This is a genomic window from Acidocella sp. C78 (assembly GCF_907164655.1).
The window spans coordinates 20,766-44,264 of record NZ_CAJQZK010000025.1; the positions used below are offsets into that span (position 1 = coordinate 20,766).

Here is a 23,499-nt window from a genome sequence, read left to right on the forward strand (position 1 = left end):
TTTGACCCAACTGTGCGAGGTGCGCGCGGGTTATGCAAGTCCCCAAGCGGCAGAGCGGATACGGCTGGGGCACTGCCGCTTGACAGCGCGCCGCCCGCCGCCGATTTTCCCGGCCGTTTCGGAGGAGGAAACCGGATGAGCACGGACAACCAGCCGCGTCTTGTCGAGATGCTGCCGCAGCACAGGATCGACGAGGCGGCGCTGTTCGCCTATCTGGCCGCCAATGTCGACGGTTTCGCTCCGCCGGCCGCGATCCGCCAGTTCCAGGGCGGGCAGTCCAACCCGACCTACCTGATCGAGACGCCGGGGCGGAACTACGTGCTGCGCAAGAAGCCGCCGGGAACGCTGCTGCCCTCGGCGCACCAGATCGACCGCGAATATCGCATCCAGAGCGCGCTGGCCGCGAGCGCGGTGCCGGTGGTGCCGATGCTGCATTACTGCACCGACGCCGCGGTGATCGGCACCGAGTTCTACGTGATGGGCCATGTGGCGGGCCGGGTGTTCCACGACGTGATGATGCCCGGGCTCGCGCCGCAGGAGCGCGGCGCGATCCACCGGCAGATCATCGAGACCATCGCCGCATTGCACATGGTGGAGTACGAGGCGGTGGGGCTCGCCGGATTCGGCCGGCCGGACCATTATGTCGCGCGCCAGATCGAGCGGTGGACCAAGCAGTACGAAGCCTCGAAGACCGAGGATTTCGCGCCGATGGCCAATCTGATCGCGTGGCTGCGCGGCAATATTCCCGAGCGCGACGAGAGTTCCATCGTGCATGGCGATTTCCGCCTCGGCAACATGATGATTCACCCGACCGAGCCGCGCATTCTCGCGGTGCTGGACTGGGAGCTTTCGACCATCGGCCATCCGCTCGCCGATCTCGCCTATTGCTGCATGTCCTACCACCTGCCGCCCGGCTCGGGGCCGGCGATGGCGGGATATCAGGGGGTCGATCTCGCCGCGCTCGGGCTGATGAGCGAGGCTGAGGCGCTGGAGCTTTATTGCCGGCGGACCGGGCGAGAGCGGATCGAGAACTGGCGCTTCTTCCTCGGCTTCTCGCTGTTCCGCTCGGCGGCGATCGTCGAGGGGGTGTATGCCCGCGCGCTGGCCGGCAATGCCGCCGACCAGCGCGCCCACCGGATGCACGACGTGTTCCTGCAGGTTGCGAAAACCGGCTGGAACGTCGTGCGCGGCGACTGAGCGGCGATGGATCGCGGCCGGCGCCGCCCCTCGCGTAACGGTATCGGCGGCCCGGGATGCGACCGGTGCCGCCAGCAGAAGGAAGTCCGACACATGAAGCTGTTTCACTCCGTCACCAGCCCGTATGTCCGCAAGGTGATGGCCTGCGCGATCGCCCGCGAGATCGACCAGCGGATCGAGCTGATCCCGACCAACCCGCATGAGAGCCCGGCGGCGCTGACCGCGAACAACCCGCTGTCGAAAGTGCCGTGCCTGGTGACCGACGAGGGGGTGGCGCTGTTCGACAGCCGGGTGATCTGCGAATATCTCGACCAGATCGGCGATGCGTTGCCGCTGTTTCCGGGCAGCGGGTCGGCCCGCTGGACGGCGCTGCGCTATCAGGCAATGGGCGATGGCATTCTCGACGCCGCCGTGGGCATCCGCATGGAAAGCCTGAAGCCGAAGGAAGCGGCGCGGGCGGCGTTCATGGAGCGGCAGATGCAGGCGATCGAGCGGACGCTGGCCGTGCTCGAACAGGACCCGCCGGGCCGGATGCTGGATATCGGCTCGATCGCGGTGGGCTGCGCGCTGGGCTATCTCGATTTCCGCCTCGCCGCGCATGACTGGCGGAAAGCCTGCCCGGCGCTGGCCGCGTGGTTCGCCGCCTTCGCGCGCGAGCCGGCCTTCGCGCGGACCGCGCCGCCGGCGGCCTGAGGCCGAGGCGCGGCCAGGGTCAGGCGGCGACCCAGCGCGCCGCCAGAGCGCCCGCGCCATCGAGCGTGCCGATGGCGCGGCGGTGGCCTTCCGGCCGCAGCCACAGAACATCATACAGCGCGGGGCGCAGGTGGCAGACGGCGAAATGCCGGGCGGCCGCCTCCAGGCTCAGGGTCTGATCGAGACGGTCGGCCGCGGCTTCGGTGCCCGGCGGCAGTTCCGCGCGGTAGATCTGGCGCGCGCCCTCGGGCAGGGCGCGCCAGATGGCGGAGGCCTCTTCATCGTCGTGATGCAGCGTCACCCGGCCTTCGATGCGGATTTGCAGCTTCGCGGCGTGTGAATAGGCGAGGAGCGCGGCGCGGCCATCGCGGCTCAGCTCGGCGAATTTGGCGGAGCGCGCATCGGTGTGGAAGGTGATCTGTCCGCCCTGCGCCGCGCGGCCGCGCAGCACGACGCTGCGCAGGCGGGGCCCGCCGTCCGCCCCGGTGGTGGCGAGGCCGATCACGTGGAAATCGCTGCGCCGGTCGCGCACGCCGCTTGTCAGCCGGGCGAGCGCGGCGGCGATGAAATTTTCTGCCGGATGCAGGGCGGGATCGGTGTCGTGCGCGATGGCGGCTTGTGGGGCGGGTTCGGTCATGGGTGAAGATCTGGACCGTTTCGGGCGGATGAAAACCCCGCCGGGGCAAGAAGAAAGGCGGATGGGGGAGGCCCCATCCGCCTTGGCGGTCTCAGTCAGGTGCGTGGTCCGGCCCGCAGGGGCCGGGTTGCGCGGTCAGTCGGCGCCGAAGACTTCGGGTTCGCCGGCGAGGATCGTCGCTTTCGCTTCTTCCGGATCGGGCGAGCCGGAATTCACCGCGACCTGGATGACGATCAGGCTGAAGACGATCAGGATGATCGAGGCGACGAGGTTGGAGAACGTGCCGGTGCCGCCGGTCAGGTTCTTCGGGCCGAGATAGGTGATGAGCCACAGGCCGAAGAAATACGGCGCCAGCCACCACGCGCCGCGCCAGTGCAGGTTGCCGAGCCCTTCGCCCATCGTCGCCTCGTAGCCGACATAGACGATCGTGAAGAGGAGGATGATGCCGAACAGGAAGTTGTCGGTCGAAGCGCCGCTCCAGAACACGATGAAGTTGGAGATGATGAAGGCGAGGGTCGAGACCAGCGTGCCGCCGGGCAGCTGGTAGGGCCGCTTGTATTGTTCGACCGGCATGGTCTTGCGCAGGGTCAGCAGCACGATCGGGCCGGTGCCGTAGGAGAGCACCGAGGCCGAGGAGATGAAGCCGATGATCTTCTGCCAGGACGGGAAGGGGAACATGAAGAAGACGCCGACGATCAGCGTCATGATCAGGCCGCCGATCGGCACGCCCACCTTGGACAGTTTCGCGAAGGTCTGCCCGCCGAGCAGCCCTTCCTGGCCGGTGGCGTAGACCACGCGCGAGGTGGTGGTGAAGTAGATGATGCCGGTGCCGGCGGGCGAAACCACGCTGTCGATATAGAGCAGGATGGCGAGCCAGGTGGCGCCGACGATGGTGGCGAGACCGGCGAACGGGCCGGAGGCGCCGGCGAAGGTCAGCGCATCCCACCCCTTGGCGAGGTCGGACGGGCGGAGCGCGCCGATGAAGGCGACCTGCAGGCCGACATAGAGCACCAGCGCGATGGCGACCGAGCCGACGATGGCGATGGGCAGGTTACGGCGCGGGTTGCTCGATTCGCCGGCGAGTTCCACCGCCTGGCGGAAGCCGAGATAGGCGAAGATGACGCCGGATGTGGCCACGGCCGAGAACACGCCGGCCGTGCCGTGCGGGGCGAAGCCGTGGGCCGAGAAATTGCCGGGATGGAAGCCGGCGATGATCAGCACGATCACCGTCAGCGCCGGGACCGCGAGTTTCCACCAGGTCAGCGCGCTGTTGACCGTCAGCACGAGGCGCACCGCCAGCGCGTTGATGCCGGTGAAGACCAGCATCAGGATCAGCGAGGCGAAGAAGCCGAAGCCGGTGAGCACGCCGGATTTGTCGACCAGGCCGGGGATGTAGTTGTTGCCATAGGTGATGACCGCCGAGGCTTCGGCGGGCGGCACGGAGACATAGCCGAGAAACACCACGAAGCTCATGATCACGGCCATCAGGTTGCCGTGCGAGAGTTTCGGGAAGGCGATCACCGCGCCGCCGCGCGGGAAGGCCGTGGCCAGCTCGGCATAGACGAAGCCCAGCAGCAGGACCGCGACACCGCCGATCAGCCAGGCGAAGATCGCCGCCGGACCGGCATCCTTGGCGGCGTGAAGCGGGCCGAACAGCCAGCTCGAGCCAATGATGCCGCCTAGACTCGCGAAGAGCAGGCCGATGATACCCGCATCCCGCTTGAGTTTGACACCCGATTTTCCACTCATTTTACGTGCCCCCATGACAGTTTATGAACAAACCCTAATGCAGTTTTGCATCGGAGGAAACCGGTCCGTGAATCTGCCATGACAAAATCGGGGTTTACAACCTTGCCGTTCATCATGGGCGGCAGGGGGGCCTGTCCGATCCGCCGGGATCGGACATCATGCTAATGTCGGGGGTCAGGCGTCTGCCGGTTCGCGGGCGGGGCGGCGGCGCTGCGGGCGGAGGATGAGCACCATCGAGACGAACAGGGCGGCGAAGCCCATCGCATCGCCCCGTGTGAACGGTTCGGCGAGAACGAGCACGCCCATCAGCGTGGCGGTGGCGGGCAGCAGGGCGGTGAAGGTGCCAGCGATGCCGGCCTGGACCCGCCGCATGCCGTGATACCACAGGATCACCGCGAGCACGCTGGAGGTGAGGCTGTTGACCAGCAGCAATCCGGCGATCGTCCAGGTGAAGTGGACCTGCCCGAAACCGGCGATGGCGAGCGGGGCGGTCATCGCGGCGCCGCAGGCCTGCATCCAGAAAGTGGCCTGCATCACCGGGAGCAGGCCGGCGGCGCGGCGGGCGAACAGCGCGTATCCGGCCTCGCCGCAGACCGCGCCGAAGATCAGCGCGTCGCCCAGCAGGCTGAAGCCGCCGCCGCCGCGCGCGAGGGCGGCGATGCCGACGCCCGCCAGCACCACCGCCGCCCATTGCAGCGGCCGCAGATGCTCGCGCAGGAACAGCGCGGCGCCGAGCGCGATCACCGCCGGCAGGCTGGCGAGGACCAGCCCGGCCTGCACCGCGCCGGTGAGTTTCAGCCCGGCGACCATCATGCCGTTGTAGAGCAGCGTGCCGCACGCCGCCTGCATGAACAGGATGGCCAGCGTGCGCGGCGCCGGCAGGCGGGGTGCGACCAGCGGGGCAAGGCACAATGTCGCGAAGCCCGTCCGCATGAACAGCAGCGGGAAGGTCGGCAGGTGGGCGGCCAGCAGTTTGAGCAGGACGACATTGCCGCCGACGATCACCATCGAGGCGGCCAGCGCCGCATAGGCCGCGATCACGGCGAAAGATCGCTGCGATAGGGGGATTGCTCGCCGAGCATCGCCATTTCCTCCTCCACCGCCGGGCGCTCGGCGTCGAGAAACCGCGCCACGGCGTCGCTGAGGCCGGGATGGCCGATCCAGTGCGCGGAATAGGTGCGGCTCGGCAGGTAGCCGCGCTGGATCTTGTGCTGGCCCTGGGCGCCGGCCTCGACGCGGGCGAGGCCGGCGCCGATCGCGTAGTCGATCGCCTGGTAGTAGCAGAGTTCGAAATGCAGGAAGGGGATGTCTTCCACGGCACCCCAGTTGCGGCCGTAGAGCGCGTCCCGGCCGCGCAGGTTGAGCGCGCCGGCGATCGGGCGGCCGGCGCGGAAGGCCATCATCATCACCACCGCATCGCCGAGGCGCTCGCCGAGCAGGGGGAAGAAGCGCTCGGTGAGGTAGGCGCCGCCCCATTTGCGGTCGACGGTGGAGAGGTAGAAATTGTAGAAGGCGGCCCATTCGCGCCGACCCATCTCGCTGCCGCGCAGGGCGCGGATTTCGAGCCCCGCCTGGGCGTCGCGCCGCTCGCGGCGGATCGCCTTGCGCTTGCGCGAGGACAGGGCGGCGAGGAAATCCTCGAACGCGGCATAGCCGCGGTTGTGCCAGTGATATTGCACGCCCATGCGCCGCAGCCAGCCGGCCTCGCCCAGCGCGTGCCATTCCGCCTCGGTGCAGAAGGTGGCGTGGATCGAGGAGCAGCCGAGCCGCTCGGCGGCGATTTCGAGGCCGCGGGCGAGGAGCGACGGGGGCAGGCCGTCGGCCATCAGCAGGCGCGGGCCGGGGACCGGGCTGAACGGGGCGGCGACTTGCAGCTTCGGGTAATAGCGCCCGCCGGCGCGCTCGAAGGCGTTGGCCCAGCCGTGATCGAACACGTATTCGCCGTAGGAATGGGCTTTCACATAGGCGGGGGCGGCGCCGAGCAGGCGGCCCGTGCCGTCGCGCAGCGCCGCGTGCTGGGGATACCAGCCGCTGTCGCCGCCGACCGAGGCGCTGTCTTCCAGGGCGGAGAGAAAGGCGTGGCTGACGAACGGGTTGCCGCCGGCGAGCGCATCCCAGTCCGGCGCCGGGATCTCGTGGATGCTCTGGTGCAGCGAGAGGGAGAGGTCGTCCGCGGTGCCGTTCATGTATCCCGTGCGCAATGCGGGAGGGAGCGTGGCGTCCCGCGTAATATTTACAAAATCATAGGTCGTGATGCGGCTTATGCAACCATCCGCCGGGCAGGTCGGAGTCCCGCTCGGGGCAATTCGGGGAGGTGGAGCGATTTGCGCGCCGGCAGCCGGCGGGCCAGATAAGGGGGCATTCGCAAGGAGACAAAGATGGCCGAACGTCCCGTCCCGCTGCCCGACGCCGCCCCGCGCCGCCTCGACGAATACCGGCCGCCGGCTTTTCTGGTCGATAGCGTCGATCTCATCTTCGATCTCGATCCGGCGGCGACGCGGGTGCGCGCCAGCCTGACGCTGCGGCGCAACGCGGCGCACGGGATCGCGGATGCGCCGCTGGAACTCGATGGCGAGGCGCTCGACCTGCGATCGGTGCTGCTCGACGGCGAGGCGCTCGGCGCCAATCGCTACGCGCTGGGCGATCATGGCCTCGTCATTCGCGACGTGCCGGACGAGTTCACCCTGGATACCGAGGTGATCATCGCGCCGGAGCGCAATTCCGAGCTTTCGGGGCTGTATGTCTCGGGCGGGGATTTCTTCACCCAGTGCGAGGCAGAGGGGTTTCGCCGCATCACCTTCTTCCCCGACCGGCCGGACGTGATGGCCCGCTACACCGCGACGCTGATCGCCGATCCGGCGCGCTGCCCGCTGCTGCTCTCCAACGGCAATCCGGTCGATCGCGGGTGCTGCCGGACGGGCGGCACTGGGCGAAATGGGAGGACCCGCATCCCAAGCCGTCCTATCTGTTCGCGCTGGTCGCGGGCGACCTTGTGTCGGCGCATGATGAATTCGTCACCCGGTCGGGGCGGCAGGTGCAGCTCGGCATCCATGTTCGCCGCGGCGACGAGGACAAGGTGGACCACGCGATGGCCTGCCTCAAGCGGGCGATGCGCTGGGACGAGGAGGCGTTCGGCCTCGAATACGACCTCGACATTTTCAACATCGCCGCCGTTGCCGACTTCAACATGGGGGCGATGGAGAACAAGGGGCTCAACATCTTCAACACCGCCCTCGTGCTCGCCCGGCCGGACACCGCGACGGATGCGGATTATCAGCGGATCGACCGGGTGATCGCGCATGAATATTTCCACAACTGGACCGGCGACCGGGTGACCTGCCGGGACTGGTTTCAGCTCTCGCTCAAGGAGGGGCTGACCGTGTTCCGCGACCAGGAATACGGTGCGGCGACCACCGATGCGGCGCTGTCGCGGATCGACGACGTGAAGATGCTGCGCGCCCGGCAGTTCGCCGAGGATGCCGGGCCGCTGGCGCACCCCGTCCGCCCCGCCGCCTATCGCAAGATCGACAATTTCTACACCGCGACCGTCTATGAGAAGGGGGCGGAGGTGGTGCGGATGATCCGCACGATCATCGGCCACGAGGCGTTCCGCCGCGGCTTCGACCTTTATATCGCCCGCAACGACAATGCGGCGGCGACGATCGAGGATTTCGTGGCCGCGATGGGCGAGGAATCGGGGTTCGATTTTTCGCAGTTCATGCGCTGGTACGAGCAGGCCGGCACGCCGCAATTGCGGTTCGAGGGCGACTACGACGCGGCGGCGCGGCGCTATACGCTCACATTGCGGCAGATGACGGCGCCGACGCCGGGACAGGCGCGCAAGGAACCGTTTCTCATTCCGGTGGCGATGGGGCTGATCGGGCCGGATGGCGCGGAGCTTGCCGCCCGGCTGGAAGGCGAGGACGCGGCGCATGCAGGCACGCGGCTGCTGCTGTTGCGCGCGGCGGAGCAGCGCTTCGTGTTCGAGGAGGTCGCCGCCCCGCCGGTGCCCTCGCTGCTGCGCGGGTTCTCGGCGCCGGTGAAGCTCTCGGGGCACGAGGCGGCCGGGCTCGCACGGCTTGCCGCGCACGATACCGACGGGTTCAGCCGCTGGGAGGCTGGGCAGGAATATGCGACGCGGGCGCTGCTCGACGCGATCGCCGCATTGCAGCGCGGCGAGGCAGTGGCGACCGATCCGGCGCTGGTGGCGGCGATGGCGGCGGCCCTCGACCTCGCGACGGAGGCGCCGGCGCTCGCGGCACGGATATTGTCGCTGCCGGGCAAGGACGTGCTGGCGGATCGGATGGCGGTGATCGATCCGGATGCGATCCATGACGCGCTGGAGACGACGCGGGCGGCAATCGGCCGGCGGCTGCGGGACCGCTTCGCTTCACTGTGCGGGGTGGAGGACCCATCGGCGCCGTTCAGCCTCGATCCGGCGAGCATGGGGCGGCGGGCGCTCGGCAATGTCGCGCTGGCCTATCTGATGGCGGCGGACCCGGCGGCGGTGCTGGAGGTGGCGCAGCGCCGCTTCGAGACCGCGCCGACCATGACCGTGCGGCTGGGCGCGCTGGCGCTGCTCGCCGATACCGCGACGCCGGCGCGCGATGTGGCGCTGGCGGCGTTTCACGCGCGCTGGCGCGGCGATGCGCTGGTGGGCGACAAGTGGTTCCGCATCCAGGCGATGGCGGCGGCGCCGGACACGCTGGACCGCGTCGAGGCGCTGACCCGGCACGCCGATTTCGACCTGCGCAACCCCAACCGCTTCCGCGCCCTGGTGCAGGCGTTCGGGGCGGGCAACCAGCGCTGGTTCCACGATTCGTCGGGGCGCGGCTATGCGCTGGTGGCGCGGATGATCGGCGAGGTCGACCAGGTGAACCGGCAGATCGCGGCGCGCTGCATCGACGTGTTCGCGAACTGGCGGCGCTTCGACCCGGCGCGGCAGGCGCTGATGCGGGGCGCGCTGGATGAGATTCTGGCCGCCCCCGCCTTGTCGGCGAATGTGCGCGAAATGGCCGAGCGGGCGCGGGCGGGGTCGTGAAGGATCGCGGGCCGGATCGGCGATCCGGCCCGCGACATCGGGATACTGAAGCTCAGCGCGCGGCGGCCAGCGCCTGATCCAGATCGGCGATGATGTCCTCGATGTGTTCGAGGCCGATCGACAGCCGGACATAGCCGGGCGTAACGCCGGTGGCCGCCTGTTCCTCGGCCGAGAGCTGGGAGTGGGTGGTGCTGGCGGGGTGGATGGCGAGGCTGCGGGCGTCGCCGATATTGGCGACGTGGTAGAACATCCGCAGCGCCTCGATGAATTTCCGCCCCGATGCGGCGCCGCCGGTCAGCTCGAAGCCGACCAGCGCGCCGTTGCCGCCGGTGAGGTAGGTTTCCGCCCGCCGCCGCGCCTCGCCGGTGGCGACGCTGGGATGGATCACCCGCACGACGTCGGGATGGCTGGAGAGGAAATCGACGACTTTCTCGGCGTTCTCGCAATGCCGCGCGATGCGCAGCGGCAGCGTCTCCAGCCCCTGGATGAGCTGGAAGGCGTTGAACGGCGAGAGCGCCGCACCCTCGTCGCGCAGGATCACGGTGCGGGCGCGGATGATGTAGGCGATGGGGCCGAGCGGCTTGACCGCCTCGACCCAGACGGCGCCGTGATAGGAGGGGTCGGGCGCGTTCAGCAGCGGCTGGCGCTCGGGCTGCGCCGCCCAGTCGAAATTGCCGGAATCGATGATCATCCCGCCGATCGAGGTGCCGTGGCCGCCGATATATTTGGTGGCGGAATAGACCACGATGGCCGCGCCGTGGTCGAAGGGACGGCAGAGCAGCGGGGCGGCGGTGTTGTCCATGATCAGCGGGATGCCGAGCGGGCGGCCGATCGCCGCGACCTCGGCGATGGGGAAGACCGCGAGCTTCGGGTTGGGCAGGGTTTCGGCGTAGTAGGCGCGGGTCTTGTCATCGGTCGCGCGGCGGAAATTCTCGGGGTCGGTCGGGTCGACGAAGCGGATCTCGATCCCCTGGTCGCGCAGCGTGTTGGCGAAGAGGTTCCAGGTGCCGCCGTAGAGATCGGTGGAGGCGACGACATTCTCGCCCGCGCGGGTCAGCGTGCGGATCGCGCTGGCCGAGGCGGCCTGGCCGGAGGCGACGGCAAGGGCCGCGACGCCGCCCTCGATCGCGGCGAGGCGCTGTTCGAGCACGTCCGTCGTCGGGTTCATGATGCGGGTATAGATGTTGCCGAGCTCGGAGAGCGCGAACAGGTTGGCGGCATGTTCGGTGCTGTTGAACTGGTAGGAGGTGGTCTGGTGGATCGGCACCGCGACCGAGCCGGTCGTGGGGTCGGCGCGCCAGCCGGCGTGCAGGGCGAGGGTTTCCGGGTGGTGGCTCTTGACCGTCATGGACTGTCTCCGTCGGGGGCTCTGGTTTTCAGGGCACGTTCCGAGACTTCCGGGCCGGAGGTCGTGCTCTGTCGGGCCGGAGGCTAAGCCGCGGGCGGGTGGCGTGGCAAGGGTGGCTGTGGCAGGGGCGGCTGTCGCGCGGGGGCGGGGTTCAGCCGCGCACGCCGGCGAGCACGGCGAGCACGGCATCGCCATAGCGCTCGATCTTGCTCGCGCCGATGCCGGGGACGGTCGCGAGGTCGCTGCGGTCGCGCGGATGCGCGGCGGCGAGGGCGGCCAGTGTCGCGTCGTGGAAAATGACATAGGCCGGCACCTGCTGCGCCCGCGCGGTGTCGCGCCGCCATTCGCGCAAGGCGGCGAAGGCGGGGGAGTCGGTGGCGGAATCCGGCGGGACGGCGCCGCGCCGTGTGGTCTGGCGCGTGCCGGCGGGGTCGCGGCGCAGGCGGAGCGATTCCTCGCCGCGCAGCACCGGGCGGGCGCGGGGGTGGCGAACAGCGCGCCATGGGCGTCGTGATCGACCTCGATCAGCCCGGCGACGATCAGCTGGCGGAACACCGAGCCCCATTGGCGGCGGTCGAGATCGGCGCCGACGCCGAAGGTGGGCAGGCGGTCATGGCCGAGCTGGTGGATCCGTTCGGTCCCGGTGCCGCGCAGGATGTCGATCAGGTGGCCGGCGCCGAAGCGCTGGCCGGTGCGCAGCATGGCGGAGAGCGCCTTGCGCGCGGCCTCGGTGCCGTCCCACGTCTCGACCGGCTGGCGGCAATTGTCGCACTGGCCGCAATCGCGCGGATAGGCCTCGCCGAAATGGGCGAGGATCGCCCGCCGCCGGCAGCCTGCGGTTTCGCAGACGCCGAGCAGCGCGTCGAGCTTGGCGCGGGCGACGCGCTTGACCTCGTCCGGCGCGTCGCCCTGGTCGATCATCCGCCGGCGCAGTGTGACGTCCTGCATGCCATAGAGCATCAGGGTTTCGGCCGGCGCGCCGTCGCGGCCGGCGCGGCCGGTTTCCTGGTAATAGGCTTCGAGGCTCGACGGCAGGTCGAGATGCGCGACGAAGCGGATGTCCGGCTTGTCGATCCCCATGCCGAAGGCGATGGTCGCGACCAGGATCAGCCCCTCGTCGGCGAGGAAGGCGTCCTGGTTGCGGTTGCGCGTTTCGGCGGCGAGACCGCATGGTAGGGCAGGGCGCGCAGGCCCTGGCCGCAGAGCCAGGTTGCGGTGTCCTCGACCGCGGCGCGGCTGAGACAGTAGACGATTCCGCTCTCGCCCGGATGGGCGCGCAGGAAACCGAGAAGCTGGCGCCGCGGCTCGGTTTTCGGGGTGATGGCGTAGGTCAGGTTGGGGCGGTCGAAGCTGGAGAGGAACAGGCGCGCGCCGCCGAGGCCGAGGCGGCGCGCGATGTCGTCCCGGGTCTGCGGGTCGGCCGTCGCGGTCAGCGCGACCCGCGGCACGCCGGGGAAGCGCGCGCCGATGGTCGCGAGCTGGAGGTATTCCGGCCGGAAATCGTGCCCCCACTGGCTGACGCAATGGGCCTCGTCGATCGCGAACAGGGCGATCCGCACCGGTTCGAGCAGGGCGAGGAACTCCTCGGTGACCAGCCGCTCGGGGGCGACATAGAGCAGGTCCAGCTCGCCCGCGCGCAGGGCCCGGCGCACCTCCATCCGTTCCGCCGGGCTCTGGGTCGAATTGAACGAGGCCGCGCGCACGCCGAGCTGGCGGATCGCCTCGACCTGGTTGCGCATCAGCGCGATCAGCGGCGAGACCACGATGCCGACACCCGGCCGGCAGAGGGCGGGCAGCTGGTAGCAGACCGACTTGCCCCCGCCGGTCGGCATCAGCACCAGCGCATCGTGGCCGGCGATCACATGCTCGACGACGTCGCGCTGGCTGCCGCGGAAACCGCCATGGCCGAAGACGCGGCGCAGCATCGATTCGGGATCGGCGGCGGCAGCGGGCGGCGGGAAGGGAAGATCGATTCGCACGCCGCAAGGTGTAGGGCGCGCGCCGGGACCGCGGCAATGGTGCCTTATCTGCAACACCATGAAACAAGCCGTCACAATATTGATCTCGATCAACGACCGCGCGGTTCGGCCCTGATACCCCCGGCATCGTCACTGAATGAAAGTCAACGGGAGACTGCACATGAAACCCCGGTCACATCATGGTTCCTGGCGCCTGGCGGCTGCGGCTGGCATGGTCGCCGCGGCATCGCTGGCGGCGCCGGGCGCCGCCTATGCCATTCCCGCCTTCGCGGCGCAGACCGGAGAGCCCTGCTCGGCCTGTCATATCGGCTTTCCGCAGCTGACCCCATATGGGCGGGATTTCAAGCTCGAGGGCTATATCGCCGGCGGCATGTTCCCGACCTGGAAGAATTTCGCGGCGATGTCGCAGATCGGCTGGACCCAGCAGCACGACAAGATACCGGGCGGGTTGCAGCCAGGCTTCAAGTCGAACGACGCCTGGGCGGCGCAGCAGACCAGCCTGTTCTATGGCGGCGCGCTGGATTCGGCGATCGGGCTCGGCGCGTTCGTGCAGGTCACCTATGATGGCGTGGCCCGGCAGTGGAGCTGGGACAATACCGATATCCGCCTCGCCCGGCCGGGCAAGCTGTTCGGCCATCCGCTGTTCTGGGGTGTCACGCTCAACAACAATCCGGGTGTCACCGATCTGTGGAACACGCCGCCGAGCTGGGGGTATCCGTATATCCCCTCGGGCCTCGCCAACGCGCCGGCCGCGGCACAGCAGATCGCCTCGCTCGCGCAATCGGTCTATGGCATCGGCGTCTATGGCGCGCTGAACGTGACGCCGGCGGACATGATCTATGCCGAGGCGGATCTTTACAAATCGCTGCCGCAGCGGCTGGGCTACGCGCTCGGCGCCGGGGGCGGGGTGAAGATCGATGGCGTAGCACCCTATGTGCGGCTCGCCGTGCAGCACCAGTGGGGCAATTCCTCGATCGAGGTCGGCACCTACGCGCTGATGGACCGAACCTATCCGACCGGCGTCGCCAGCGGGCCGACGAACCGGTTCTTCGACATCGCCGCCGACTCCCAGTTCCAGTACATCACGCAGAACCAGGCCTTCTCGGTGCAGGCCAACCTGGTTCACGAATCGCAGGAATGGGCGCCGGGTGCCGCCAGCAACCGGGCCGACAGCCTCAATGTCGCGACGATCACGGTTTCCGACCTGATCTATCAGAAATACGGGATCACGGAATCGTTCAACACGATCTATGGCAACGCCGATGCGGGCGAGTATACGAGCAGTGCCAATGGCAAGCCGAACAGCAATGCCTGGACGACGGAACTCGATTACTATCCGTTCAACAATGGCGGGCCGAAATGGCTGCCGTGGCTGAATGCGAAACTCTTCGTTGAAAACACGATCTACCCTGTATTCAACGGCAGTGTGCGCAACTATGATGGCGCGGGAACGAACGCGCAGGCGAACGATACGCTCTTTGCGGGCGTGTGGCTGGCTTTCTGACGAACATGACGCACCCGCCCAGGGGGGCGGGTGCCGGACAGGAGAGACTGCACATGAAATCCTTAACCATCCTTGCCCTGGCTGCCGGTGCCCTGAGCATCGCCGGGGCGCATGCGGCGAATGTCGCGCATGGCGAGGCGTTGTTTCAGGCCCAGTGCGCGGCGTGCCACAGCGCCAAGGCGGGGCAGAACGGGATCGGGCCTTCGCTGGCGGGGATCTATGGTGCCAAGGCGGCGGCGAGCGCGGGGTTCCAGTTCTCGCCGGCGCTGAAGCATTCCGGCATCGTCTGGAACGCGGACACGCTTTCCAAATTCCTCGCCAATCCGCAGGCGGACGTGCCGGGCACCAAGATGCCCTATATGGGCATGCCGAATGCGACGGACCGCGCCGATGTGGTCGCCTATCTCAAGACGCTGAGCGGCAAGTAGGGCGGTTGCGGCACGACCCGGCCCAGGCGGGCCGGGTTTTGCCGTGTTTCGTGAACCGGTCTTTCGGGCGGGCCTCATCCGGCGGGAGCGGATGAGGCCTTTTTCGTTGGCGTGGGCCGGCGGCGCGGGCCGGCGGCGCCGTCAGATCGTGCGGGTGCCGCGGGCGATGGCGGCGACGCCGGTGCGCGAGACCTCGGCGAGGCCGAGCGGGCGCATCAGTTCGAGGAACGCGTCGAGCTTGTCGGTCGCGCCGGTGAGTTCGAAGACGAAGCTTTCGGTCGTCGCGTCGATCACGCGGGCGCGGAACGCATCGGCGAGGCGCAGCGTTTCCAGCCGCTTCTCGCCGCCGCAGATCACCTTGATGAGGGCGAGTTCGCGGGCGATGTGCGGCCCTTCGGCGGAGAGGTCGGACACCCGGTAGACCGGCACGAGGCGATCGAGCTGCGCCTTGATCTGCTGGATCACCAGCTCGGTGCCGGAGGTGACGACGGTGATGCGGCTCTTGCGCCGGTCGTCCTCGACGGGGGCGACGGTCAGGCTGTCGATATTGTAGCCGCGACCTGAAAACAGGCCGATGACGCGCGCGAGAACGCCGGACTCGTTCTCGACCAGCACGGAGATCGTGGCGGCGCGCATGGGTTCCTGGACGATGGCGTTCATGTCGGCTCTTTCAGGTTCGGTGTCTCGGGATCTCGGCGGCGATGGCGGGGCTCAGACGAGCACGAGCCCCTCATCGGTGATGCCGGCGGCGCTCGCCTCGTGTTCCGGCCCGAGGATCATCTCGTTGTGCGCCGCCCCCGAGGGGATCATCGGGAAGCAGTTCTCCGCGCGGTCGACATGGATGTCCGCGATCACCGGGCGGTCGGTCGCCAGCATCTCGTCGATCACCCGGTCGAGATCGTCGATGCTCTCGGCGCGCAGGCCGACGGCGTGGAAGCTCTCGGCGAGGCGCACGAAATCGGGCAGGGCGGCGGAATAGCTCTCGGAATAGCGGCCGCCATGCAGCAATTCCTGCCACTGGCGGACCATGCCCATGTATTCGTTGTTGAGGATGAAGATCTTCACCGGCAGGCGGTATTGCGCGAGCGTGCCCATCTCCTGGATGTTCATCAGGATGCTGGCCTCGCCGGCGATGTCGATCACCAGCGCGTCGGGATGGGCGATCTGCACGCCCATCGCCGCGGGCAGGCCGTAGCCCATCGTGCCGAGGCCGCCCGAGGTCATCCAGCGGTTCGGCTTGTCGAAGCGGAAATGCTGGGCCGCCCACATCTGGTGCTGGCCCACCTCGGTCGTGACATAGGTTTCGCGGCCCTGGGTCTTTTCCCACAGCCGGCGGATGGCGTGCTGTGGCTTGATGATCGCGCCGGTCTCGAAGCTCTGGGTGAAGCGCAGCGAGTCCTTCTCGCGCCAGGTCTCGATCATGCGCCACCATTCGGCGAGCGCTGCACTGTCCTGCCGGGCGTCATCCTGCTTCCAGGCGGCGATGAGGGCGCGCAGCGCCTCGGTCGCGTCGGCGGCGATGGCGATGTCGACCACCACGTTCTTGTTGATGTTCGAGGGGTCGATGTCGATGTGGATTTTCTTCGAATGCGGGGCGAAGGCGTTGAGCCGGCCGGTCACGCGGTCGTCGAACCGGGCGCCGATGTTCAGCATCACGTCGCAGCCATGCATCGCGAGGTTGGCCTCGTAGGTGCCGTGCATGCCGAGCATGCCGAGAAAGGCCGGGTTCGAGGCCGGGAAGGCGCCGAGGCCCATCAGCGTCGAGGTGACGGGCGCGCCCGTCAGCTTCGCGAACGCGACGATCAGTTCGGCCGATTCGGGGCCGGCATTGATCAGCCCGCCGCCGGTGTAGATGATCGGCCGACGCGCGCCCTTGAGCAGCTTCACCGCCGCGGCGACGTGGGAAAGATCGGGCTCGGTGCGCGGGCGGTAGGAGCGGTGCGGGCCGTCCGGCGCCTCGGTATAGGGCGCCGGATTGATGAGGATGTCCTTCGGCAGGTCGATCAGCACGGGGCCGGGCCGGCCGGTCCGCGCGACGTGGAACGCCTCGTGCACGATGCGGGCGAGATCGTCCGAGCGCTTGACCAGATAATTGTGCTTGGTGGCCTGACGGGTGATGCCGGTGGTGTCGGCTTCCTGGAAGGCGTCGTTGCCGATCAGGTGGGTCGGCACCTGGCCGGTGAGGCAGACGACGGGAATGCTGTCCATCAGCGCGTCGACCAGGCCGGTGACGGCGTTGGTGGCGCCGGGGCCGGAGGTGACGAGGACGACGCCGACCTTGCCGGTCGAGCGGGCATAGCCTTCCGCCGCGTGAACCGCCGCCTGTTCGTGGCGGACCAGGATATGGCGGATCGCGTTCTGCTGGAACAGCGCATCGTAGATCGGCAGCACGGCACCGCCCGGATAGCCGAAAATGACCTCGACCCCCTGCGCCTTGAGCGCGCGGAGAAGGGTTTCGGCTCCGGAAGCGACGGAATTGTTCACGGCGTTCATATCCCCATCATGTGCGATCGCGGAGCAGGCCTAGCCCGGTCCGCTGCGCTGCGTCAACCCGGCCCATTAATAAATGAAATGATATTGCCGAGCGTGCTTTCGGAAAATTGCGCGGAATCGGTAAAACGTGAACTGATCGTATGCGTATCGCGCTGATCTGCCAGTTTCTGGTGGCGGAACCAGGTGGCCTGGCGTTTCGTGTAGGCGATGGTGGCGGCGATGGCGCGGGCGGCGGCCTCATCGAGGCCGATCTCGCCGGCGAGATGCGCCCGCAATTCCGGCACGCCGTGGGCGCGCAGGCCGGGCAGCGCGGGATCGGGGTGGCGGGCGGTGACGGCGGCGACTTCCGCCAGCGCGCCCGCGGCGAGCATCGCGGCGAAGCGCGCCGCGATCGCCTCGCGCAGCGCAAGGCGGGGCGGGTCGAGCAGCAGCAGCATGACGCGGTATCCGTTGAGACCGTCGCGCGGTGCGGCGTGCCAGGCGGCGAGGCCGCGCCCGGTGCCGAGCAGCACCTCGGCGGCGCGGGCGAGGCGCTGGGGGTCGCTCGGCCGCAGCTTCGCCGCCGTGGCCGGATCGCGCGACGCAAGCCAGGCGTGCAGCGCGGCCGGGCCATCCGCCGCGAGCATCTGCCGCGCCGCCGCCCGCGCCTGCGGCCCGGGATCGGGGATCGGGGCGATGCCGTTGACCAGCGCCGAGAGATACATGCCGGTGCCGCCGCACAGGATCGGCAGCGCCGCCGCCTCCAGCTCGGCCAGCGCCCGGCCGCGCCACCAGGCGGCATCGACCGCGTCTTCCAGCGCCCGCACGCCATAGAGGCGGTGCGGCGCCGCCGCCTCGTCCGCCGGCGAGGGGCGGGCGGTGATGATCCGCCAGTCGGCATAGCATTGCATCGCGTCGGCGTTGATGATCGTGCCGCCGAAGCGCTGTGCTGCGGCGAGGGCGAGGGCCGACTTGCCCGAGGCGGTGGGGCCGGCGACGATCAGCAGCGGCCTTGCCGGGGAGGCGGAACTTGCTCTAGGCGACTGGGTCATGAAATTCGTTCTGGTGCTGGTCGCGGCGCGCGACAAGGTGACGTTGACCGATACGATGGTGGCGCGGGTGCGCGAACTGGCCGCCGGCGGCGCGCCGGCCTGGCTTTCGCCCGGCGAGGCCGCCGAAATTCCGTGCATGAACCCGCCCGATTTCGCCCTGGTGCGCGCGGCGCTCGACAATGCGCCGGTGGATGTGATGTGCGTCAGGGATCGCGGGCGGCGCAAGGCGGTGCTGGTGGCCGACATGGACAGCACGATCGTCACCTCGGAAACGCTCGACGAGCTGGCGGCGGAGGCGGGGATTGGCGAGCGCGTTGCCGCGATCACCGCGCGCTCGATGGCGGGGGAGCTGGATTTCGCCGATGCGCTGCGCGAGCGCGTCGCCCTGCTGGAGGGGCTCGACGTGGCGGCGCTGGAGCGCACCTGGCGGCGCACCGCGATCATGCCGGGGGCGCGCGCGCTGGTCGCGACGATGCGCGCGCATGGCGCGGTGACGGCGCTGGTTTCGGGCGGGTTCACCTGGTTCACCAGCCGGGTGGCGGCGGAGGTCGGGTTCGACACGCATCGCGCCAACGAGCTGCTCGATGACGGTTCCCGGCTGATCGGCCGCGTCGCCGAGCCGGTGCTGGACCGCGACGCCAAGCGCGCGGCGCTGCACGAACTGGCGGCGACGCGCGGGGTGAAGCTGTCGGCGACGCTGGCGGTGGGCGACGGGGCGAACGATCTCGCGATGATCGCCGATGCCGGGCTGGGGGTGGCGTATCACGCGAAGCCGATCCTCGCCGAGGCGGCGGCGGTGCGCGTCGAGCATGGCGACCTGCGCGCGCTGCTCTTCGCCCAGGGCTATCCGGCCGCGTCGTTCAAGGAGTGAGGCCGAGCCGCGGGCGCTCGATCAGCGGGCAGCGGTTCATCACCACGACGAGCCCGGCGGCGCGGGCGAGGGCGGCGGCCTCCTCGTTCGCCACGCCGAGCTGCATCCAGATCGTCTTCGCGCCGAGGCGGATCGCGTCGCGCACCGCCGGCAGCACCCGTTCGGAGGCGCGGAACAGCTCGACCATGTCGAGCGGGGCGGCATCGTCGAGCGAGGCGGCGACCACTCGCCCGTGCAGCCTGGTGCCGGCGAGGCCGGGATTGACCGGGGTGACGTCGTAGCCGAGGCGGAGCAGCGCGCCGAGCACCTCGTTCGAGGGGCGGGACGGGTTGGCCGAGGCGCCGACCAGCGCGATCCGCCGCGTGTTCGTCAGGATGCGCGCGATCGTCGTGTCGTCGAGCCCGTCGATGCTCATGAGCCGCCTCTGGTCTGCCGGTGGAGCCTCCTGTAAGCGCACGGACCATGCGCACCGCAAGACCTTACGTGATCTTTCTGCTCGGCCTGCTGAGCGTCGCCGCGTGGTACCTGCCGAACCGGCCGCGTGCCGGCGGTGTCGCCATGCCCGATGCGCGGTTCAACTCGGTCTCCTACGCGCCGTTCCGCAATGGCCAGTCGCCGCTGACGAAAACCTTCGCCTCCGCCGCCGAGGTGGCGCAGGATCTGCGCCTGATCGCGCGCCATGCGCGCGGCATCCGCACCTATTCCTCGATCGAGGGGGATTTCGATATCGGCGCGCTGGCGAAGCGGGCGGGGCTGAAGGTCTGGGCCGGGATCTGGCTCGGGCCGAACGCGAAGGACAATGCGCGGGAGATGGCGGCGGGGATCGCCGCGGCGAACGCGCATCCGCACACGATCACCCGCGTCGTCGTCGGCAACGAGGTGCTGCTCCGGCGCGATCTGTCGGTGGGGGAACTGATCCGCGACATCGACCATGTGCGCGCCCGGGTGAAGCAGAAAGTGGCCTATGCGGATGTGGCGAGCTTCTGGTTCGAGTTTCCGCAAGTTGCCAGGCATGTCGATGTCGTGATGATCCATCTGCTGCCCTACTGGCAGAACCACCCGGTGGGGGTGAATGGCGCGATCGCGCGGATCGGGCGGACCATCCGCAAGGCCGAGCGTCTGTTTCCGGGCAAGACGATTTCGGTGGGCGAGACCGGCTGGCCGAGCCGGGGGCGATGGCGGGCGGATGCCGCCCCCTCGCGGGTCAACGAGGCGGTGTTCCTGCGGCGCTTCGTCAGCCTCGCCGATCGCGCGCATGTGGATTACAACCTGATCGAGGCGTTCGATCAGCATTGGAAATATCACGACGAGGGGATCGCCGGCGCGAACTGGGGTATCTGGTCCGCCGGGCGGGCGCCGAAATTCCCGCTCTCCGGGCCGGTGGTGGAGATGCCGCACTGGCCGCTTTATGCCGGAGCGGGGATCGCGCTGTCGGTGGTTTTCGCGCTGCTCGGCGGGATGGCGGCGGCATCCGGCCTCGCGCTCGCCTTCGGGCTTGGCAATGCGCTGGTCTATGCCTGGGCGATCACGCATCATGTTCTGTATGACGAATCCCTGCTGATCTGCGCCGCGGTGAACCTGCCGGCGCAGCTCGCCCTGGCGCTGGCCGCCCTGCGCCGGGCCTCGCGCGGCGCGGCGACGCCGGCGGCGGATGGGGCGGCGACGGTGCTGCTGCTGCGCGCGAGCCTGTTCGGCAAGGCGGGTCTGGCCGACTGGGGCCGGCGGCTGTTCGACCACCTCTGGTTCCTGTTCGTGGCGGCGGCGGTCATCGTGCAGGCGGGGCTGGTGTTCGATCCGCGCTATCGCGATGCGCCGTTCCCGGTGTTTGCGGTGCCGGTCGTGATCGCGGCCTGGCGGCTTGCCCGCGGCGACTGGCCGGCATCGCGGAGCTGGCGGGACTGGCTGCCAAGCGCGCTGCTGGCGGCCGGCGCGGTGGCCAGCGCCGTCATCTCCGGCGTGCTGAACCTGGAGTTCATGCTCTGGAACGCGCTGATGCTGGTTGTCGCGGCGCCAGGGCTGCTGGCGCTCCGGCTGGGCGGTGAGCGGCGGTAAGCGGCGCCGCCGCGAGGTCAGCGCATCGCCAGGCTTTCGTTGCCCGGCGGGATGATGAAGCAGGACTGGTGGGCGCGCTTGAGATCGTCGCAGACCATCCTCGCGCTCCGGTGGTCGAGCCCGGCGATCTGGGCGCGCCAGACGCGGCGGCGGTGGACGAGTGTGCTGCCGACGCGGGCGATGCCGACGCGATGCTGGCCGCGCACGAGCAGGGCCTGCCGCCGGGCGAGGCTGTAACTGTCATAGGCGCCGACCTGCGCGGTCCAGCCGGGGACGATGTCGCGCGTGACGCTGGCGCGGTGCGTGACGGGGGCGGCCGCGGCGAGGCGCAGGTGATTCGGGGCCGGCCGGGCGAGATGCGCGAGCCGGGGCGCGGCCGGCGCCGGGGCCGCGGCGGGATGACGGATGGCGGCGGGCGGGGCCGGCGACCTCGCCGGGGCGTTGGCGGCCACCACCATCGCCGGCGCGCCGCCTTCGGCCGCGAACCCGGCATCGAGCAGATGGGCCATGTTGTCATAGGCCACGATCCAGGATGGGGCGTGCATTTCCACGCCGATCAGCATGTGGCCGTTGCGCACCGCGGCGGTGACGAGATTGAACCGGGCGAGGTTGGTGAAGCCGGTTTTCATGCCGATCGCGCCGTCGTAGCGCTTGAGCATGCCATCGATATTGGGGATGGTGCGGCCTTCGAAGCGGAAGCTCGGAACCGAGAAGAGGTAGCGGTATTGCGGATAGTCGAGCAGCAGATGGCGGGCGAGGATCGCCATGTCGTAGGCGTCGGTCACCTGGCCGGGGTCGGGCAGGCCGGAGGGGTTGCGAAAGACGCTGCGCTGCATGCCGATGGCGTGGGCGTGCGCGGTCATTTCGGCGGCGACGCGGCGGATGCTGCCATTGCCGAGATACTGGCCGAGCGCGGTCGCCGCATCGTTGGCGGAGAGCGTGGTCATGCCGAGCATGGCCTGGCGGACGGTCACGGTCTGCCCGGCCACGAGATTGAGCTTCACCGGCTGGACCGCGGCCGCCGCGGCGCTGACCGGCAGCGCCGTGTTCATGCGCAGCCGCCCGTCCTTGAGCGCGGTGAAGGCGAGGTCGAGCGTCATCAGCTTGGTCAGGCTGGCGGGATAGCGGATGTTGTAGGCGTTGTTCTCGGAGATGATCTTGCCGGTCGCGGCGTCCATCACCACCCAGTCGATCCCCGGGGCGAGCGGGCCGGACCCGGTGGCCGCCGCCGCGATCGGGGTGATGTGCCGGTAGGGTCGGTGGTGATGCGCATACGCCTTCGCCGCCGGCGCGGCCAGCAGGGCGGCCGCGCCGGCGCCGCCAATGGCAATGCCCGCGCAGCGCTTCAGGACGCCTCCCGCGCGATCACGCAACCCGGCAAAACCCATATCGATCTCCCGAACATGAACGATACCTCATGCGTCGGATAGGATGATTTTTCCCGCCTGTCCAGTTGAAATAATGAAATTAATAAAAAAGCCAAAGGGTTAATGGTGGATGTTGCGTTGTCGGGCGCCGATCTCGGTGCCCGGCCCGGTCGTTCCGTCCCCGATTTGTCATTGTGCGATGCACAAAAAAAGTTTGACTCCGTCTTCGATAGCGCCTAGATCGGCGATGTTGCACTGCACTATCAACGTGCGTGCGGGACTTTTGGCCGTCGTGTTTCTTCCTGAGACGAAAGTGGCGACAGCCAAGATTGGGTGCCTGCGGGCGCCGGCAATCGTTGCAACGGACTGACAAGGAGTGGATAGCGATGACGACAAAGGCAAAAGCTGCCGATACCGCCCAGAACACCGCCGAGGCGGCTGTGGAGGCGACGAAGGCCCAGGTCGCGGCCGGGTTCGAGAAGACCCTGGCTTCGATGAAGGAGGGCATGGAAAACGCCGCCAAGGGTTTCGAGACCCAGCAGGCCAAGATGAAGGAGCAGGTTGTGAAGGCGATGAAGACCACCGAAGAGATGATGGCGTTCGGCCAGGGCAATTTCGAGGCGCTGGTGAAGGCGAGCCAGATCTTCGCTTCCGGCATGCAGGGCATCTCGAAGCAGATCGCCAGCACCACGCAGAATTCGGTTGAGGAAACCGTCGCGATGACCAAGGCGCTCGCCGGCGTGAAGTCGGTCAAGGAAGCGGTGGACCTGCAGACCGGTTTCGCCCGCTCGCTGATGGAGAAGGCGGTTGCCGAGACCGGCCGCATCACCGACGCCTCGCTGAAGCTGACCGAGCAGACCATCGCGCCGCTGACCGCGCGCGTGACGCTCGCCGTCGAGAAGTTCGGCGCGGCTCTCTGAGCCGATAAAGATGCCCCAGAAACCCTGACGGGTTTCGGGGGCATGACGACTGCCCGATACTGGCGACGCCAGTGTTTGCCTGAAGCCTGGAATCCTTCGGATTTCAGGCTTTTTGCGTTTGGAGCAGGTTCCGATCGGATGACCCGTCCGATCGGATGATGCTCACATTATCAACGTGCTCTGGTTATC

Annotated in this window: 17 protein-coding genes and 2 pseudogenes; 8 read left to right on the top strand and 11 right to left on the bottom strand. The window is 68.8% G+C overall.

Features of this window, described 5'->3' with window-relative positions:
* The first annotated feature begins 135 nt into the window (after nucleotides 1-135).
* Nucleotides 136-1,197: a phosphotransferase gene (locus tag ACIDOCELLA78_RS000000109705; protein WP_201729401.1), complete on the top strand. Its 1,062-nt coding sequence runs from the start codon at nucleotides 136-138 to the stop codon at nucleotides 1,195-1,197.
* 93 nt (nucleotides 1,198-1,290) lie between these two features.
* A complete protein-coding gene (locus ACIDOCELLA78_RS000000109710; protein WP_201729402.1) occupies nucleotides 1,291-1,890 on the top strand; it encodes a glutathione S-transferase N-terminal domain-containing protein in 600 nt (199 codons plus the stop codon).
* 19 nt (nucleotides 1,891-1,909) lie between these two features.
* Here the strand turns inward: ACIDOCELLA78_RS000000109710 and ACIDOCELLA78_RS000000109715 are convergent, their stop codons facing one another.
* From ACIDOCELLA78_RS000000109715 to ACIDOCELLA78_RS000000109730, 4 genes are all read right to left on the bottom strand, one after another.
* Nucleotides 1,910-2,527, bottom strand: a complete 618-nt coding sequence (locus ACIDOCELLA78_RS000000109715; RefSeq protein ID WP_201729403.1) for a pyridoxamine 5'-phosphate oxidase family protein — start codon at nucleotides 2,525-2,527, stop codon at nucleotides 1,910-1,912.
* Nucleotides 2,528-2,662: 135 nt separating this feature from the next.
* The gene (locus tag ACIDOCELLA78_RS000000109720) at nucleotides 2,663-4,276 is read right to left on the bottom strand and encodes an APC family permease (RefSeq protein WP_201729404.1); all 1,614 of its coding nucleotides are present in this window, start codon (nucleotides 4,274-4,276) and stop codon (nucleotides 2,663-2,665) included.
* Between the two features lie 174 nt (nucleotides 4,277-4,450).
* Nucleotides 4,451-5,317, bottom strand: coding sequence for a DMT family transporter (locus ACIDOCELLA78_RS000000109725; RefSeq protein WP_201729405.1), 867 nt, complete (start codon nucleotides 5,315-5,317; stop codon nucleotides 4,451-4,453).
* Nucleotides 5,314-6,462 (bottom strand): GNAT family N-acetyltransferase, encoded by a 1,149-nt coding sequence (locus tag ACIDOCELLA78_RS000000109730; RefSeq protein ID WP_201729406.1) that lies wholly within the window; start codon nucleotides 6,460-6,462, stop codon nucleotides 5,314-5,316. Before ACIDOCELLA78_RS000000109730 ends, ACIDOCELLA78_RS000000109725 begins: the two co-directional genes overlap by 4 nt.
* Before the next feature lie 192 nt (nucleotides 6,463-6,654).
* On the opposite strand from ACIDOCELLA78_RS000000109730, the pseudogene pepN reads away from it, so the two are divergent.
* Nucleotides 6,655-9,317 (top strand): annotated as a pseudogene (gene pepN / locus ACIDOCELLA78_RS000000109735) (aminopeptidase N).
* 52 nt (nucleotides 9,318-9,369) lie between these two features.
* On the opposite strand, the gene ACIDOCELLA78_RS000000109740 reads toward pepN, so the two are convergent.
* Together ACIDOCELLA78_RS000000109740 and recQ are read right to left on the bottom strand one after the other, a co-directional pair.
* A complete protein-coding gene (locus tag ACIDOCELLA78_RS000000109740; protein WP_201729407.1) occupies nucleotides 9,370-10,665 on the bottom strand; it encodes an O-acetylhomoserine aminocarboxypropyltransferase/cysteine synthase family protein in 1,296 nt (431 codons plus the stop codon).
* Nucleotides 10,666-10,816: 151 nt separating this feature from the next.
* Nucleotides 10,817-12,644: pseudogene (recQ, locus tag ACIDOCELLA78_RS000000109745) on the bottom strand (DNA helicase RecQ).
* Between the two features lie 160 nt (nucleotides 12,645-12,804).
* Between recQ and ACIDOCELLA78_RS000000109750 the strand changes: the two are divergent.
* On the top strand, nucleotides 12,805-14,148 hold the full coding sequence (locus ACIDOCELLA78_RS000000109750) for a hypothetical protein (RefSeq protein WP_201729408.1): 1,344 nt from the start codon (nucleotides 12,805-12,807) through the stop codon (nucleotides 14,146-14,148).
* 53 nt (nucleotides 14,149-14,201) lie between these two features.
* On the top strand, nucleotides 14,202-14,576 hold the full coding sequence (locus tag ACIDOCELLA78_RS000000109755) for a c-type cytochrome (RefSeq protein ID WP_201729409.1): 375 nt from the start codon (nucleotides 14,202-14,204) through the stop codon (nucleotides 14,574-14,576).
* 141 nt (nucleotides 14,577-14,717) lie between these two features.
* On the opposite strand, the gene ilvN is transcribed toward ACIDOCELLA78_RS000000109755, so the two are convergent.
* From ilvN to miaA, 3 genes are read right to left on the bottom strand one after another with little or no spacing between them, the layout of a single operon-like run.
* Nucleotides 14,718-15,236, bottom strand: a complete 519-nt coding sequence (gene ilvN / locus ACIDOCELLA78_RS000000109760; protein WP_201729410.1) for an acetolactate synthase small subunit — start codon at nucleotides 15,234-15,236, stop codon at nucleotides 14,718-14,720.
* 51 nt (nucleotides 15,237-15,287) lie between these two features.
* Complete coding sequence (locus ACIDOCELLA78_RS000000109765) at nucleotides 15,288-17,069, bottom strand: acetolactate synthase 3 large subunit (protein ID WP_201729411.1); 1,782 nt, start codon at nucleotides 17,067-17,069, stop codon at nucleotides 15,288-15,290.
* Nucleotides 17,070-17,122: 53 nt separating this feature from the next.
* Entirely contained in the window at nucleotides 17,123-18,100 is a 978-nt protein-coding gene (gene miaA / locus ACIDOCELLA78_RS000000109770) for a tRNA (adenosine(37)-N6)-dimethylallyltransferase MiaA (RefSeq protein WP_201729412.1), read from the bottom strand.
* Here miaA and serB point away from each other — a divergent pair.
* Complete coding sequence (gene serB, locus ACIDOCELLA78_RS000000109775) at nucleotides 18,099-18,971, top strand: phosphoserine phosphatase SerB (protein WP_201729413.1); 873 nt, start codon at nucleotides 18,099-18,101, stop codon at nucleotides 18,969-18,971. The two genes, miaA and serB, sit on opposite strands and share 2 nt — an antisense overlap.
* Here the strand turns inward: serB and ACIDOCELLA78_RS000000109780 are convergent.
* Entirely contained in the window at nucleotides 18,961-19,386 is a 426-nt protein-coding gene (locus ACIDOCELLA78_RS000000109780; protein WP_201729414.1) for a CoA-binding protein, read from the bottom strand. The genes serB and ACIDOCELLA78_RS000000109780 overlap by 11 nt on opposite strands.
* Nucleotides 19,387-19,433: 47 nt before the next feature.
* Here ACIDOCELLA78_RS000000109780 and ACIDOCELLA78_RS000000109785 point away from each other — a divergent pair, with 47 nt between their 5' ends.
* The gene (locus tag ACIDOCELLA78_RS000000109785; RefSeq protein ID WP_201729415.1) at nucleotides 19,434-21,023 is read left to right on the top strand and encodes a glycoside hydrolase; all 1,590 of its coding nucleotides are present in this window, start codon (nucleotides 19,434-19,436) and stop codon (nucleotides 21,021-21,023) included.
* A gap of 17 nt (nucleotides 21,024-21,040) precedes the next feature.
* On the opposite strand, the gene ACIDOCELLA78_RS000000109790 is transcribed toward ACIDOCELLA78_RS000000109785, so the two are convergent.
* Nucleotides 21,041-22,411, bottom strand: coding sequence for a D-alanyl-D-alanine carboxypeptidase (locus tag ACIDOCELLA78_RS000000109790; protein ID WP_201729416.1), 1,371 nt, complete (start codon nucleotides 22,409-22,411; stop codon nucleotides 21,041-21,043).
* Between the two features lie 365 nt (nucleotides 22,412-22,776).
* Between ACIDOCELLA78_RS000000109790 and ACIDOCELLA78_RS000000109795 the strand changes: the two genes are divergently transcribed.
* Nucleotides 22,777-23,310, top strand: coding sequence for a phasin family protein (locus ACIDOCELLA78_RS000000109795; RefSeq protein WP_201729417.1), 534 nt, complete (start codon nucleotides 22,777-22,779; stop codon nucleotides 23,308-23,310).
* The last annotated feature ends 189 nt before the right edge of the window (nucleotides 23,311-23,499 follow it).